Raw genomic sequence first — 14,642 nt, 5'->3', positions numbered from 1 at the left:
GGTCAAGCCGTACTCCGCGCCGGCATCGATCCTCAACGGCGCGATCACCGCCGAACGCCGGATAGCCACCCAGTCGTTCGATCTGGCCCGCATCACCGCGCTCGCTCAGCGATGCGGGGGAACGATCAACGACGTCATCCTCGCGATCTGCGCGGGCGGCCTGCGCCGCTACCTCGCCGAGATCGACGCGCTGCCCGCGGACTCACTGATCGCCGGCATGCCGATGTCGTTCCGCCCCAAGGACAGCGACGACGCCGAGGGCAACGCGACGACCATGGCGCTGGCCACCCTCGCGACCGACATCACCGATGTGCGGGAACGCGTCTCGGCGATCGTCGCCTCGACGGTCGCTGCCAAGGAACACATGAGCCGGATGTCGGGCGCGGCGGTCATGGCGTACACGGCGATGCTCATGGCGCCCTTCGGCGCGAGTCTGGTACTCGGCGTGAGCAGCCGGATCACGCCGATGTTCAATGTCGTCATCTCCAATATGCCGGGACCGAGCCGGCAATTGCACTACAACGGTATGACCCTGGAGGAGTGGCACGCGGTATCGATCCCGCTCGACGGTCAAGCACTCAACCTGACGATCCTGTCCTACGCGAATCGCCTCAACCTGTGTGTGACCGCGTGCGCGACCGCACTGCCCCATGTCCAACGGGTCGCACCGTACTGCGGTGACGCGCTGGCCGAACTCGAACGTGCCTACGGGCAATAGCGACAACGAAAGGCAATGGCATGGAATTTCTCCGCACCGACCGGAACGGCCCCGTTCAAACCATCTGGTTGAACAACCCGCCCTACAACTTCCTCACCGATGCCGTGATGGGTGAACTACTCGACCTCCTGCGCGCCATCGACGGCGACGACGGAGTCCGTGCGGTCGTGCTCACCAGCGCCGTCGACGGGGTCTTCGTCAGCCATTACTCGGTGTCGGAGATCCTGGAGGGCGTCGAGGCCGCACCGCTGACGCTGAACGCGCGCACGGCGGGCGCAGCGCTGCGGATGAGTTCCTTGGCCGACCATGTTCCCGGCGGGCAGTCGGGCTTGGCCCGGGCCGGCGCGGGCGGTGTCGCGAATCTCCGCCGCTATCACGAGGTGTGCCGACTGATGCGGGAGTCCAGCACCGTCTTCATCGCCGCGCTCAACGGCCGCGCGCTGGGTGGCGGTTGCGAGCTGTCGCTGGCTTGCGACCTGCGCCTGATGGCCGATGGTCCCTTCGAAATCGGGCAGCCCGAGATCCTGGTCGGCATCATCCCCGGCGGCGGTGGCACCCAGATGCTGACTCGCGTGCTCGGCGCGGGGCGTGCGCTCGAATTGTGTCTCGAGGGCGCTCCGATCACCCCGAGCCGGGCGCTGGAGATCGGGCTCGTGCACAGATTGATCGACGCCGACGAGCTGCTGACCGAGGCGCAGGCGACGGCTGCCAGGTTGGCGAAGCGCTCCCCCACGGCGGTCCGTGGTATCAAACACGCTGTCTACCAGGGTGGTTCGACCTCACTCGAGAAGGGCCTGCACATCGAACGCGCCCACTTCCTCACCGCGGCGTCCACGCCGTCGGCCAAACGCGCGATGGCCACCTACCTCGCCGACGTCGAATCGACGATCGACGCGGGCCGCGACATGTCCGACTTCGTCGCGGACAGCCTGCCGGGCTGGATCGACGGCACCAAGGTCGACTTCACCGAATAGCGCGGCCAGGCTGCCGCTGCCGATCGCGGTCCCTGCCTGCCCATGACGACGTCACGGGTGGCTCGAACTCGAAGAGCTGCTCGCTCAGGTCGGCTGTGGCTGCCAACCGGGACCTCGGAACAGGAACCCGAGCTTGTCCGAGAATTTCGCCGCGTTCTGCACGTCCTGCCAGATCGCGACTATCTCGCGGGCGTTGATCTTTGCGATGTTGTAGGTGTCGACATTCTTGGTGAGGCCGTAGATCGCCTGCTCGCCCTCCGGTTCGAAGGAGCCGAAGACGCGGTCCCAGATGATGAGCACGCCACCGTAGTTGCGGTCGAGGTATTCAGTGTTGGAGCCGTGGTGCACGCGGTGGTGGCTCGGTGTGTTGAACACGAATTCGATAGGCGCCCAGAGTTTGCCGATGGCCTCGGTGTGGATGCCGAACTGGTACAGCAGGTTGATCGCGTAGGAGGCGGCGATGATCTTGCCATCGATTCCCGACAGCGCCAGCGGTGCCAGGAACGGCAGGGACGTGACAACCAGCCATGGCGTACGCAGTGCTGTGGTGAGGTTGAAGTTCTCGCTCGAGTGATGCACGACGTGGACCGACCAGAACACCCGGATTTCGTGGTGCGCGCGATGAAACCAGTAGTAGGCGAAGTCGACCCCGATCAGCGCGACGGCCCACGCAACCCAGCCCTCGAGGTGCCACGGCACCAGCGAGGAAACAGTTGCGAAGATCGCGAGCTCCGCCAGCGCCCAGGGAATGTTGAGGACTTGATACCCCACACCGGCGGCGATGGAGGTAGCTGAGTCACGGTAGTCGTAGGGCTTGCCGTGACGCTCGAGGTACACGAACTCCGCCACGACGGCGACAAGGAAGACCGGAATCGCCAGCCAGATCAGTATGGTCGAGACATCCATGCCGGACATCGCGGACGCAAGTCGGGGCAAGACGACTACGGCAGCCGTGCTCAGTCCCGCGAGGAGCACTCCGAACGCCACCACGAACCTGGTCCGGCGGCGGGCCCGGAACTTCTCCCGCCACACCTCGGTAGTCGATTTCGCGCCACTCATAGGTAAACCATCGTCCGGAGCCGCACTCCACACCAGGGACCCCAGGTGTGGCTGATCGCCACCTTGTTGCCGGCAGGTCCGAATGCCCCGCCGATATCGCGACCGGGATCAGGACGGCTTCGGCACGGCTTCCGGGATGCGTCTCATCCGGAACGAGGTGAACAACCCGACGAGACCGGCCAGGAGCGGAACCAGTAGTGCCACCTGCAGAGCGAAGGGCCGAGCCTCGGTGTTGATGCGAACGATCTCGTCGCGGATCTGCGGCGGTTGGTCGACGAGCAGCTGATCGAGCTGGGTGTTGCTCATGATCTCGGCGTCGTCCTCCAGCACCTGCGCCACCTGTTGTTGCTGTGCCTGCGGGAGCACCGTGCTCGATTCCGCCATGCTCGTGAAGGTGATCGACAACGTCGCCAGCATGATGGCGCCGGCGAACGCCAGCCCGAAGGACAACCCGAACGACCCGGCCGCCGAATTGACGCCGGCGGCTTCGCTGATCCGCTCCTCCTCGATCGGGGCCAGTGTGTAGTTGTTGAGCTGAGACACCAGCAGACCCAGCCCTGAGCCCGCGATGATGAGGGGAATGATGAGCCCCCAGCCGAATTCCGCGCGGGGCACGATCGGAACGAGTACCACCGTCCCGACCGTCAGGAGCACGAATCCCCACCGGATGATGGTGCTCGCGGGCCGATCGCCCGCGTATCTGCCGGTGAGCAGCGCTACGGCGAACATGCTCAACGACAGGGGCGCGATGGACAGTCCTGCTTGCATCGCGTTGTACTCGAGCACCATCTGCAGGTAGATCGGCAGGGCAATCATCGTGCCGCCGAGAGCGATCTGCTGCAGCATCTGTCCCGAGATGCCCAGCCGGAAGGCCTTGGAACGGAACAGGTCCGGGTCGAGCAGTATCGATTTGCCCGCACGCTTGCGCCGAACGAGCCAATAGGCGAGGCCGGCCAGCGCGACGGCCCCGAGGGCCAGGAGGGCGCCGACCGCTTCGCCGCCCTCCTGCCACACCAGGATTCCCAGCACGATTCCGCCCATACCGAGTACCGACAGCACCGCCCCGACCAGGTCGACGCTGCGTGGGCCGGTATAGGACACATCGCGGACGATGCCCATCCCGGACAGCACGATCGCGATAACGACGACCTCCAACACGAACCCGACGCGCCACGACAGGTAGGTGGTGATGAATCCGCCGAGCAGTGGGCCGACCGCGGCCGCGATCGCGGCCGCCGCGCCGACCAGGGCATAGACCTTCTTCTGCGCCGCGCCTTCGAAGTTGCCGTGGATCAGCGATTGCATGGCGGGCAACAGCAGCGACGCGCCGATCCCGCCGAGCACCGCCCAGAAGATGACGATCGCGATCAGGCTCTGCGCGAAGGCCATCGCCGTCGCCCCGATCGCGTAGCCGATCAATCCCAGCGCATAGGCCCGCTTGCGTCCGATCAGGTCACCTGCTTTTCCGCCGATCAGAATGAATGCGGCCGAAACCAGCGCTTCCAACGCGATCGCCGCCTGGACCCCGCTGACGGTCGTGTCGAGATCTCGCACCACCGCCGAGATCGACACGTTCATCAGCGATGTATCGACGACGAGCACGAACATCGCCATCGCCAGCAACACCGCCAGCAGTCGCTGTGTGCCGCCCGTCTGCCCAGCCGAATCGTTGCTCATCGACGCTCACCATCCCGGCAGTCGTGACGTACTTCTGCTGTTTGCTATGACCGGAATCCATTGCAACACGGAATTCACCGTGAACGTCGGACCGACGACGCCGTGACCTCGACGAGAAGACCTGATCCGAGCGGCACTCACCCGTCCCGAGCCGGCACCGCCTCCGTGACCGGTGAGTCGCGTTCGACCAGCGCGGGCCGTGCCACCAGTTCCACCACCAGCAGGGCTGCCACCGCGACGAGCACGGTCACCACCACGACCACGCCCGACGGGTACGGCCAGAACACCAGCGTCGTCACCGCGATCACGACGATGACCACCCGCAGCGGGATGCGGAACCGCGCGACCGCGGACTCGATCGGATTCGGGGCCCGCCCGTGCTCGGGGCGCAGCGCGTCGAGCGCCCGAGTACCAGCGCCACGGACCGCGGCCGCCGATCCCGACGATCCGGTGAGGTAGCCGACGACCGCGATCACCACGGCCAGCACGAACACCGCCCGCAACGCGGTGCGCAGCGGAACCAGCACGGTGTCGATCAGCACCGTGGCCGCCTGCGCGGAGAGCACGTCCGCAGGCACGGCCCCCAGATACCACGACCGGCCGAGAGCGATCGCCACGGCCAGCAGCGCCATCGCGATCGCGATGCTGACTCCGACCAGCGCAACGGCGCGTCGGCGTGCGCCGTTCGGCGCCACCCACACGGCACCGACGGCGGCCAGCAGGGTCAGCCAGGGCAGCACCGCGGAGGCCTTGTCCAATGCCGAGGTCGCCCGCTGCGCCTTGACGAGTTCGGGCGATTCGAACAGCACGAACGACTTGTCGACCGTGGGGACCTTGTCCGCGAACGCGAACCCCCGATCGATCAGCGCTGCCCGAACCCGGTCGATGATCGGGGCCAGCGAGATGCTGACCACGCCCTGATCGCTGACATCGACGCCAGGCCGGGTCTGCCCGGTCAGCACCGCGACCAGCGCCTGATGCGCCTGCTCGTTGGCCTGGATCCACAGGGTTTCGAACTGGTCGGAGGCCACGAACGATGCCACCGTCCGGTGCACGAACGACTCGGCCTGATCGGCGATCACCGGCGCCAGCCCGACCACGGCGGGTGGCACGCGGGGAGCATCGTCGGTGATCGACCGCAGCGCGTCGGCGGTGATCGCCTCGACATCGAGGCGCGTCATGACCTCATCGGTGATCTGATCGGTGAGTTCGCCCTGCAGCACCGGGTCCGACCCCAGCGACGCCATCGTCCGGACATAGCGGTCGGTGTCGAGGACCTCGCTGTGGGCGTAGCGGGCGAGAACCGCGGAAAAGGACAGGACGGCGACCAGCACGAGCAGGACCGCCGCACCCGTCCAGCGCAATTTCCGGTGACCGGAGGAACGTCGGCCCTCGGCCGGAGCAACGTTCGGCGATTTCTCATCGCGGGCGCTACGAAGTTCGGCCAGCTCCTGTCGAAGGCGCTGTAGTTCCGCACGCTCAGCCGCGTCGAGTGGTTCGTCGGCTCCGCTCGAGGCATTCACGATGCTCCTCCGATACAGCTCGAAGGCCGGCCGGGAGTTGCCGCTCCGCGGCCGGATGTCTCGTCGTTCAGACCAACTCGGGGACGCGCAGATGGGCGAAGCCGAGTCGGAACTCCGCCACCTCGAGGACCTCGGCTCCCATGGTGCGGATCGCTTCGGCGCGCATGCGATCCACCAGGGGGCGGCTGTTGTCCAATTCCTCTCTGCTTGCCCAGACCGTGGATCCCACCCCTCGGCCGGTGTCCCGGTCGACGAACAGGCTGGCGCTGCGGAATCCTTCGATCTTCTCGAATTCCGGCAGCAAGCTGGACTTGAACGTGTGGATCGCCAAGTCGACTGCCGTCGGGTCGACCTGGATCCAGGTGCATCGGGTGCAGGCACTCGCGCCGGCCAGGTGATCGCGGTGCATGACCGCGACTTCCCATTCCTCGATGTGCTCGACCTGTCCGTTGAGCGCTTCGGCCAGACCGTCGCGCAGCGATCGGACGCGCATCCTGCTGTCGTGCAGGGCGTCCTCCGATTCCCACGCGGTCGTGGCGATGCATCGGCCTGTCGCCCTGTCCACCATCAGTGACATACCGACCCACCCGTCGATTTCGGGCATATTCGGCATCACCGCATTGTGGAGGTATGCGATACCACGGTCGATCGACGACCGCTGGGCAGCGAATGTGCTGGAACGTGCGTACACGGGCCACCTCCTACTCCAGGAAGGGCGGCGCCCCGGCGGGCGCCACCGGACATATCCACTGTCCTCCGAAAAGACCGTCCACACAATGCGACGGCCGTCGTCACGACGTTCGAAATCAGGCAATATTCGACAGCGCGAAGGTATTGACATCGAGCAGATCCGGAGAAGACTGGATATACACCGGAATACCGGAATGAGCCGCACTGCCGACGAAGACGTTCGCCGACGGTAGTGACGACATTTCAGGATCTGGCTAAGCCCCCGGCAAGCCAATCGAATACCGGAGTTGTCAGCGACGACTGAGCTCATGGTTTCGATGGAGACTACCGGGGACTGTTCTGTTTACGGCCGAAATTCTCGGCAGTGCAACGAATTCGAACGACGGAGTCGCGCGTGGCGGGAGGCCTCCGCCTAGGCGAGGGTGATGTCGACGGGCACCGCGGTGCGCACTGTGTGCCCCACCGGCGAGCTGGACAGCACCTTCGTGTGCAGGTCCTCGAGCTGCTCCCGGGAGGCGTCCGAATCGATCGACACTGTCGCGGTGATGGACTCGAAGCCCGCGTGTCCCTGGGCGAGCCCGAGGAAAACGTGCAGGTCGAGGTCGCCCTTCACGTCGATGCGCAGATCGTCGATGCGGATGCCGGCGATCGTGGCGTTGGCCGCGTAGCCGACCGCGAGGCAGTTGCCCAGGGCCGCGAGCAGTTGTTCGACGGGGTTGGGGGCGGTGTCGGCGCCGCCGAGCGCCGACGGCTCGTCCGACGGGATCGGCGCGAACTTGCGGACGCGCGCCTCCGAGGCGAACCCGCCCTTCCACCCGACATGCGCCGCCCAGGTGGTCTGCCCCTTGGCCGGATCGGCTCGAACAGCCGCCACGAGACCCCCGACGGCGTCGATATCCACGTTGTTGAGTCGGGTACTGGCTTCGACGGTCATGAGCGTCTCCTTGCGGCAGCGAGCGGGAATACTCGAACCACCACAGGGTCCTCGCCGCAGCCGCACTCCCAACAGGGTTTGCCGCACGATGAATCCAGCGCCGGACCGGTCAGTACTCGCCCTTGATGACGAAGTAGGAACCGCGAATGGTGCCTGCGAGCTTCGACTTCTGCCGGGCGAACTTGAACGAGTCGAGCTCCGCGGGTACTTCCATTCCGTCGCTGAGCTTGAACCCGACCGCCCGCTTCTTCGCATCGTCGACCGAGTACATCACGTTGATCGACAGGCCGCTTTCATAGAAGACATAGGCCATACGAATGTTCTCGACCTGGAAAGCGGTAGCTTCGAGCGGGCGTGAGGCGATGACGATGTCACGTTCTTCGGCGAGTATCCGGCTCACCCGGTCGACAGCCGATTTCGCCTCGCTCGCGGGCTCCACGGTGAAGACATGATCGTATTTGTTCTTGAAATACCTGGCCTCGTTCGCCCGCAATCCCGCGAGCGCGTCGGCGACCGGCGACGACTCCAATCCCCGGGTCGAAACGGTCTCGAAATCCACGATGTAAGCCACGGCGAACTCCTCAGCGGGTACGGCCGGGTGCAGCCCGGCGAGCTGGCCGGGACCCACACTGCACCAGCACAACCCATCGCGCCCCCTGACAGGCCAGGGTGCGACGCGCGAGTTTCGCTGCGTCAGTGCGAGTAGTCGCGGAAGGTCATGACACCGCCGACCAGGACTACCACCGCCGTGAGGATGTAGACGGTGACGCGAAACCAGGTCGGCCCGTAGTAACTGACCGCCATCGACGCGCCCAACGCTGCGAGAATCAGCACCACCCCGTAGAAGGGTGTGCGTTGCTCCCTGTCAACCATTCCTCCAGTGTCCGCCGACTGCGCCGCGGGTGCCAATGCCGATCTTGCCGATCACGGTTGCCGTACCGCCGCGACACTTGTTTATACGTATACTTCTACGTATAGTCACAAGCGTTGTCCGGCAGCACCGCCGGGTCCGCACGCTCGATCGGAACGAACATGACCGCCTCGCAGATCACCCGCCCCGGAATGCTGCCCACCAGCACCTACGCACCGTGGGTCGGCTCTGCGTCGCACGTCGACCCCATCCGTGTGCTGCGATTCCTGCGCGGCGACCACGCCCTCGCTCAGCTGATCCGGTTCGCTCTGGTCGGCGGTGCCAGCAACATCGCCTATGTGCTGTTGTTCATGGCCATGCACGACAGCGGCCCACTGGTCGCCAATGTCGCCGGGTCGATGGTGAGCACCGTGATCGCCAACGAATTGCACCGCCAGCTCACCTTCCGGGCGGGAAGCAGGGTCGGCGGATTCACCGCGCAGTGGGAGGGCGGCGGACTGGCGCTGCTCGGCCTCGGCATCAGCACGGCGGCGCTGGCCGGGCTGGATTTCCTGGCGCCGGATCTCGGGGAGGTTGCGCAGGCGGGTGCGGTGATCGCCGTCATGGCCGCGGTCGGCGGTCTGCGGTTCCTGGTTCTGCGCAGTCTCGTCTTCGGAAACTAGGCGAGAGATGCGCCGAATCATTATCAGTGGCACCGTTTCCCTTATCGTGCCAGGACGAATTCTTTTGGGCAGCAGGCGTTTACGCGTCGATCGCACAATCGATACCCCCACATAATTTCGCCCTGTCAGAAATGTCTGATGAATGACGGGCCCTGCAGACCGGGCGGGACAGTTCTGCTGACCGGGCTGCCCAGTTCGGGAAAATCCACCATCGCCGCGGCCACCCGGCAGCGGGTGGCGGCCGCCGGGAATCGGGTCGAGGTACTCGACGGCGACGACGTGCGCGGGCGGCTGTGGCCCGAACTCGGCCTCTCCCCCGACGACCGCACACAGAACCTCGGTCGGATCACCACCCTCGCGCTGATGCTGGCCGGGCACGGCGTGCTCGTTCTCGTGGCAGCCATCGCGCCGTACGCCGCCGATCGCGCGCTGATGCGGGTGCGCCACGACGACGCCGGCCTCGACTTCGCCGAAGTCCACGTCGCGACAGCGCTTTCCACCTGCACACAACGCGACGTCAAGGGCCTGTACGGGCGCCGATCCAGAGGCGAGCTCACCCAGCTCACCGGGGTCGACGCGGCCTACGAGGAACCGCTGTTGCCCGCTCTGCGGATAGACACCACCGCCGAGCCGGTCGCCGAATCCGCCGATCACGTCCTCGATCTCCTGATCCGCCGGGGCCTGATCACCGCTGTGCTACCGAGCCCACGCCCGTGAAGCAGACGACCGCGAACCGCCTCGTGCCCGCGCCGATCTTCATCCTGTCCGCGCCCCGATCCGGGTCGACCCTGCTGCGGTCGGTCCTCGACAGCCACGCACGCATCCACGCCCCACACGAACTCCACCTGAACCTGCTGACCGTCCAGGAACTGGAGTGGGCCGCCGACGACATCACCGAGCGCTACGCGAGTATCTCGCTGGACGCGCTCGGCCTGACTATCCGTGAGCTCGAACATCTCCTCTGGGACCGCCTGCTGCACCACGAGCTGGAACGCAGCGGGAAGGACCGGATGGTCAACAAGACGACGAGCAGCGTGCTGACCTGGCGACGGATCGCCGCGTGCTGGCCCGACGCCCGCTACGTGTTCCTGTTGCGCCACCCGGTCCAGATCGCCGACTCGCTGGGCCGCGCGTGGGCGGATCGCCGTGAGATCGACCCGGTGCGGCGGACGCTGGAGTTCGTCGCAGCGATGAACGAGGCCAGGGCGACGCTGGACGGCCACGAGATCCGCTACGAGGACCTGACCCACCGCCCCGAGGAAACCGTGCGCGGCCTGTGCCGGTTCCTCGACGTCGAGTGGCAGCCCTCGATGCTGGACTACGGCCGTTTCGACCACGGCAGCTACATTCGCGGCATCGGCGACTGGAGCGACACCATCCGCTCCGGCGCCATCCAGCCTGCCCGGCCACTGCCCGCCGACGAGACGATCCCGGACGCGCTGAGGACGGCGTGCCGAGAATGGGGCTACCCGGCTCGCGCGGAGCAGGACCACCGAGATGCCGCGCTGAGCTAGCGACTCAGATCCCGGAACCGCTTCACTGCCAGCGGGAAGAACACCGCGATCAAACCGAGCGGCCATGCCACCGCCAGCATTTCGGCGTGTGCCCCGGCCCAGGAGTCGCCGACCGCACCCGGATTGCCCAGCAGACCGCGCACCGCCGTAGCCGTCGCCGACATCGGGTTCCACTCGACGACCGCACCCAGCCAGGACGGCATCGACTCGGGCGAGGCGATGGCATTGGAGAGGAAGCTGATCGGCCAGACCAGGATCTGCACCGCCTGCACCAGCTCGGGCTTGCCCGCGACCATCGCCAGGTAGATGCCGATCCACAACATCGCGAAGCGGAACAGCAACAACAGCCCTACCGCCGCCAGGAACGAGGCGGCACCATCGTGCCAGCGCCAGCCGATCGCGTACCCGACCGCGATCATCACGATCAGCCCGACCGCCGACTGCAGCATGTCGGCGACGCTGCGACCCACCAGGACCGCGGCCGAGTTCATCGGCATCGAGCGGAATCGATCGATGACCCCCTTGCCGAGGTCCTGGGTCACCGCGAGCATGGTCGCCTCGAGACCGAAGGCCATTGTCATGGTGAGGATTCCGGGGACCAGATAATCCTTGAAGTCACCGTCGATGCCGCGCCCGCCGCCGATCAGGTAGCTGAACATCAGCAACAGCATCACCGGGAACACCAGCCCGACGACCACCTGGACGGGCTGGCGGGCCCAGTGCGCCAGCTCGCGTCTGGTCATCGTCCAGGAATCGGTGAGCGCCGTGCCCAGGGTCCGGTTCGTCGAATATGTCGCGCTCACGCCGCGTCCTCCTTGGTCAGCTGCATGAAGACTTCGTCGAGCGTCGGCCGTCTGATCGCGATGTCCTCGGCTTCGATGCCGTTGGACTCCAGCGCCCGGACCGTCTCGGTGAGCGCCGCCATCCGGTCGCCGACCGCGGCACTGACCATCCGCCGGTCCTCGTCCACCACCGCCTCGCCGGGGATGAGCGCGGCCGCGAGGGCCAGTTGGGTGGAGTCGTGCAGGACTACGTCGATGCGGTCGCCGCCGGTCTTGGATTTCAGCTGGTCGGCGGTGCCCGCCGCGATGACCTTCCCGTGGTCGATCACCGAGATCTGATCGGCCAATTGATCGGCCTCCTCCAGGTATTGCGTGGTCAACAGCACGGTGGTGCCGCCGTCGACCAGGGAGCGCACCGAACTCCACACCTCGGCGCGACCGCGGGGATCGAGCCCGGTCGTGGGTTCGTCCAGGAACAGCACCTGCGGTGCGGAGATGAGCGACGCCGCGAGGTCGAGCCGCCGGCGCATACCGCCGCTGTACTGCTTGACCGCTTTCTTGCCGGTGTCCGCGAGACCGAATCGCGCGAGGAGTTCGTCGGCCCTGACACCCGCGCGCCGCGCGCCCAGGTGGTAGAGACGCCCGAACATCTCCAGGTTCTGCCGACCGCTGAGTTCCTCGTCGACAGCCGCGCTCTGGCCGAGCAGGCCGATGCGTGAACGCACCTCGTCGGCTCGCGTGCGCACGTCGATGCCCGCCACCTCGACCCGCCCTTCCTCCGGCCGGAGCAACGTGGACATGATGCGCACGGCCGTGGTCTTTCCCGCGCCGTTCGGGCCGAGTACCGCGTGCACGGTACCGGCCCGAACAGCGAGATCGAGTCCGTCGAGGGCCTGCTTCGCCCCGTACTTCTTGCGCAGGCCTTCGACGACGATCGAGAGATCGTGGTCAGTCAAAACACCCTCCATCACCAGTGATCAAATTTGACTAGATGGCCAAGGTACCGGGGCCGGTTCGGTTAGTCAAACTTGAATACTGCTATTTTGATCGCACTCGCTCGGAAGGGAGACGTCCATGTCAGCGATCCGGTTGCTGGTCCTCGGCGCGGTCCGTCAGCACGGCCGAGCGCACGGTTATCAGGTGCGCAACGACCTGGAATTCTGGGGCGCGCACGAATGGTCCAACGCCAAGCCCGGCTCGATCTACCACGCGCTCAAGCAGATGGCCAAGCAGGGACTGCTCCTCGCGCACGAGGTCGCCCCGAGCACCGCCGGCGGTCCGCCCCGCGTCGAGTACGAGGTCACCGACAAGGGCACCGAGGAGTTCCTCACACTGCTCCGCGAGGCTCTGACCTCGTACGACCAGCAGATGGACATGATCTCGGCCGCCATCGGTTTCATCGTCGACCTACCGCGCGCCGAGGCCGTCGCGCTCCTGAAGCAACGAATGATCGGCCTCGAACAGTGGCGTGCCTCGGTCACCGAGTACTACACGCCGGAGCAGGGTCCGGGGCAGCTCGGACACATCGGCGAGATCATGAACATGTGGGTGCACTCCGCCGACAGCGAAGCAGCCTGGACGCACGGCCTGATCGACCGCATCGAAGGCGGCGCGTACACCTTCGCCGACGAGGGCGAACCTTTCGTGGGCATCCTCGCCGAGGACGAGCCGAACCCGTTCGGCACCGGCCCGCACCCCGACGACCTCCGCTGACCGGAATTTCACCAGCTCAGGGGCGAACCAGGACGTCGCTCGGCCGCTCGGCCGGGGCGCACGATTGCCGTTCGATCAAACCCAGTGCGACACCGGCGACGATGACCGCGCCGCCCGCCACCTGGGCGAGCCGGAACGGTTCGCCGTTGATGATCACGGCGCTGAGCACGCCGAAGACCGGGACCAGGTTGAGGATGTTCACCGCGACGCTCGGCGCCATCCTGCGCAGGCCGTAGTTGTAGAGCAGGAACCCGCCGACCGAGCACGCCACGGCCAGGTAGACGAGCAGCGACGACGTGGTCACGTCGGGCATGCGCCAGCTGTCGGCTTCCAGGAGCGCGATCAGGACGAATCCGCCCGCCCCCGCCATGGTCTGGTAGTAGGTGACGGTCAGGGCGCCGTGTCCGGCACTCGCCCGCTTGCCGAGCACGTTGTAGCCCGCCCAGGCCAGTCCGCCGAGCAGCAGGATGATGTCGCCCAGCCACCGTGCGCTGCCGCCGATCCGGGCACCGTCGTGGACCACGAGAACGGCACCGGCGGTGGCCAGCAGCACGCCCGTCACCCGCAGCGGCGGCAGCCGGACGCGCAGGACGGCCAGCTCCAGCAGCATCGTCATCAGCGGGTAGGTCGCCACGATGAGAGCCGCGTCGGAGGCTGTGGACAGATCCACGCCGACGTTCTCGAGGACGAAATAGACGGTGATGCCGAGCAATCCGCACAGGTAGAGCAGGCGCCGCTGCCCGGCATCCGGCCGGTCGCCGCGGTGGCGGTCCAGTCGTACCATCGCGGCGAGCAGCAACGCCGCCATGGTGAATCGGACGGCCCCGATACTGAGCGGGCCGAGGTCGGCCAACAGCACTTTCGTCACCGCGTAGGAACTGCTCCACAACAGTGCGGCCGTCACCACCGCGCCCACCGCCCCCACGCTCGGCCCTCGTTCACGCACCGGAAGGCACCTCTTTCCGAAGTATCGCAGCCGAACGAAAATCAGCTGACCGGCGAGACGCTAGCAACATAGTCAGCAGCTATGCGTACACTCCGAACTAGATTCGGAAATCGATGGAGAGAGGCGAGCGTGGACGAACTAGATTCGGCGTTGGTACGGATGCTCCAACAGGATGGTCGGCGCACCAATCGCGACATGGCCCAAGCGCTCGACATCGCCCCCTCGACCTGTCTGGAGCGGATCAGATCGCTGCGCGAACGCGGCATCCTGACCGGGTTCCACGCGGAGGCGGACCTCGCGGCGATCGGGCGCGGGTTGCAAGCCGTGATCGCCGTGCGCGTCCACCCGCCGACCCGCGCGGTGATCGAGGGCTTCCAGGCGTTCCTGGAGCAGATGCCCGAGGTGATCTCGCTGTTCGTGCTCACCGGCAACGACGATTTCCTCGTGCACGTGGCCGTCCGCGACACCGACCATCTGCACGGGGTGGTCCTGGACAAACTGACGACGCGTCCGGAACTCGCCAACGTCCGCACCTCGGTGGTCTACGGGCACCAGCGCAAGAAGGTGATCAGCCCGACG

At 66.3% G+C, this 14,642-nt stretch carries 17 protein-coding genes; 7 read left to right on the top strand and 10 right to left on the bottom strand.

Going from position 1 to position 14,642, the window contains the following annotated elements; all coding sequences use genetic code 11:
• Positions 1-718: WS/DGAT domain-containing protein (locus tag ACFWF3_RS05345; RefSeq protein ID WP_379312554.1), on the top strand; the 718-nt coding region annotated here is incomplete at its 5' end.
• 20 nt (positions 719-738) lie between these two features.
• Positions 739-1,692 (top strand): enoyl-CoA hydratase/isomerase family protein, encoded by a 954-nt coding sequence (locus tag ACFWF3_RS05340; protein ID WP_379312553.1) that lies wholly within the window; start codon positions 739-741, stop codon positions 1,690-1,692.
• 84 nt (positions 1,693-1,776) lie between these two features.
• Here ACFWF3_RS05340 and ACFWF3_RS05335 read toward each other — a convergent pair whose 3' ends face one another.
• The 7 genes from ACFWF3_RS05335 to ACFWF3_RS05305 all read right to left on the bottom strand — a co-directional run bounded on the left by ACFWF3_RS05335 (position 1,777) and on the right by ACFWF3_RS05305 (position 8,448).
• Positions 1,777-2,751: a sterol desaturase family protein gene (locus ACFWF3_RS05335; RefSeq protein WP_379312552.1), complete on the bottom strand. Its 975-nt coding sequence runs from the start codon at positions 2,749-2,751 to the stop codon at positions 1,777-1,779.
• 108 nt (positions 2,752-2,859) lie between these two features.
• On the bottom strand, positions 2,860-4,428 hold the full coding sequence (locus ACFWF3_RS05330; protein ID WP_379312550.1) for an MFS transporter: 1,569 nt from the start codon (positions 4,426-4,428) through the stop codon (positions 2,860-2,862).
• Positions 4,429-4,565: 137 nt separating this feature from the next.
• On the bottom strand, positions 4,566-5,951 hold the full coding sequence (locus ACFWF3_RS05325) for a hypothetical protein (RefSeq protein WP_379312549.1): 1,386 nt from the start codon (positions 5,949-5,951) through the stop codon (positions 4,566-4,568).
• Between the two features lie 67 nt (positions 5,952-6,018).
• Complete coding sequence (locus ACFWF3_RS05320; RefSeq protein WP_379312548.1) at positions 6,019-6,564, bottom strand: hypothetical protein; 546 nt, start codon at positions 6,562-6,564, stop codon at positions 6,019-6,021.
• Positions 6,565-7,053: 489 nt separating this feature from the next.
• Positions 7,054-7,575: an OsmC family protein gene (locus ACFWF3_RS05315; protein WP_378994593.1), complete on the bottom strand. Its 522-nt coding sequence runs from the start codon at positions 7,573-7,575 to the stop codon at positions 7,054-7,056.
• A gap of 109 nt (positions 7,576-7,684) precedes the next feature.
• Positions 7,685-8,146, bottom strand: coding sequence for a phage tail protein (locus tag ACFWF3_RS05310; protein WP_379312547.1), 462 nt, complete (start codon positions 8,144-8,146; stop codon positions 7,685-7,687).
• 122 nt (positions 8,147-8,268) lie between these two features.
• Positions 8,269-8,448 (bottom strand): hypothetical protein, encoded by a 180-nt coding sequence (locus tag ACFWF3_RS05305; protein ID WP_358068566.1) that lies wholly within the window; start codon positions 8,446-8,448, stop codon positions 8,269-8,271.
• A 159-nt stretch (positions 8,449-8,607) separates the two neighbouring features.
• Here ACFWF3_RS05305 and ACFWF3_RS05300 point away from each other — a divergent pair, with 159 nt between their 5' ends.
• From ACFWF3_RS05300 to ACFWF3_RS05290, 3 genes are all read left to right on the top strand, one after another.
• Positions 8,608-9,108, top strand: coding sequence for a GtrA family protein (locus tag ACFWF3_RS05300; RefSeq protein WP_379312545.1), 501 nt, complete (start codon positions 8,608-8,610; stop codon positions 9,106-9,108).
• 138 nt (positions 9,109-9,246) lie between these two features.
• On the top strand, positions 9,247-9,825 hold the full coding sequence (gene cysC / locus ACFWF3_RS05295; protein WP_379312544.1) for an adenylyl-sulfate kinase: 579 nt from the start codon (positions 9,247-9,249) through the stop codon (positions 9,823-9,825).
• Positions 9,822-10,622, top strand: a complete 801-nt coding sequence (locus ACFWF3_RS05290) for a sulfotransferase family protein (protein ID WP_379312543.1) — start codon at positions 9,822-9,824, stop codon at positions 10,620-10,622. Before cysC ends, ACFWF3_RS05290 begins: the two co-directional genes overlap by 4 nt.
• On the opposite strand, the gene ACFWF3_RS05285 is transcribed toward ACFWF3_RS05290, so the two are convergent.
• Both ACFWF3_RS05285 and ACFWF3_RS05280 read right to left on the bottom strand, forming a co-directional pair.
• The gene (locus ACFWF3_RS05285; RefSeq protein ID WP_378659627.1) at positions 10,619-11,425 is read right to left on the bottom strand and encodes an ABC transporter permease; all 807 of its coding nucleotides are present in this window, start codon (positions 11,423-11,425) and stop codon (positions 10,619-10,621) included. The two genes, ACFWF3_RS05290 and ACFWF3_RS05285, sit on opposite strands and share 4 nt — an antisense overlap.
• A complete protein-coding gene (locus ACFWF3_RS05280) occupies positions 11,422-12,360 on the bottom strand; it encodes an ATP-binding cassette domain-containing protein (RefSeq protein ID WP_379312541.1) in 939 nt (312 codons plus the stop codon). The genes ACFWF3_RS05285 and ACFWF3_RS05280 overlap by 4 nt, the downstream gene beginning before the upstream one ends.
• Before the next feature lie 118 nt (positions 12,361-12,478).
• Between ACFWF3_RS05280 and ACFWF3_RS05275 the strand changes: the two genes are divergently transcribed.
• On the top strand, positions 12,479-13,117 hold the full coding sequence (locus ACFWF3_RS05275; RefSeq protein ID WP_379312540.1) for a PadR family transcriptional regulator: 639 nt from the start codon (positions 12,479-12,481) through the stop codon (positions 13,115-13,117).
• Between the two features lie 16 nt (positions 13,118-13,133).
• Here ACFWF3_RS05275 and ACFWF3_RS05270 read toward each other — a convergent pair whose 3' ends face one another.
• Positions 13,134-14,063 (bottom strand): DMT family transporter, encoded by a 930-nt coding sequence (locus tag ACFWF3_RS05270; protein ID WP_379312538.1) that lies wholly within the window; start codon positions 14,061-14,063, stop codon positions 13,134-13,136.
• A gap of 129 nt (positions 14,064-14,192) precedes the next feature.
• Here ACFWF3_RS05270 and ACFWF3_RS05265 point away from each other — a divergent pair.
• Positions 14,193-14,642: Lrp/AsnC family transcriptional regulator (locus ACFWF3_RS05265; RefSeq protein ID WP_378994618.1), on the top strand; the 450-nt coding region annotated here is incomplete at its 3' end.

Source organism: Nocardia sp. NPDC060220, assembly GCF_042727815.1.
GTDB lineage: Bacteria > Actinomycetota > Actinomycetes > Mycobacteriales > Mycobacteriaceae > Nocardia.
This window is presented reverse-complemented; position numbering and strand designations above follow the sequence as displayed.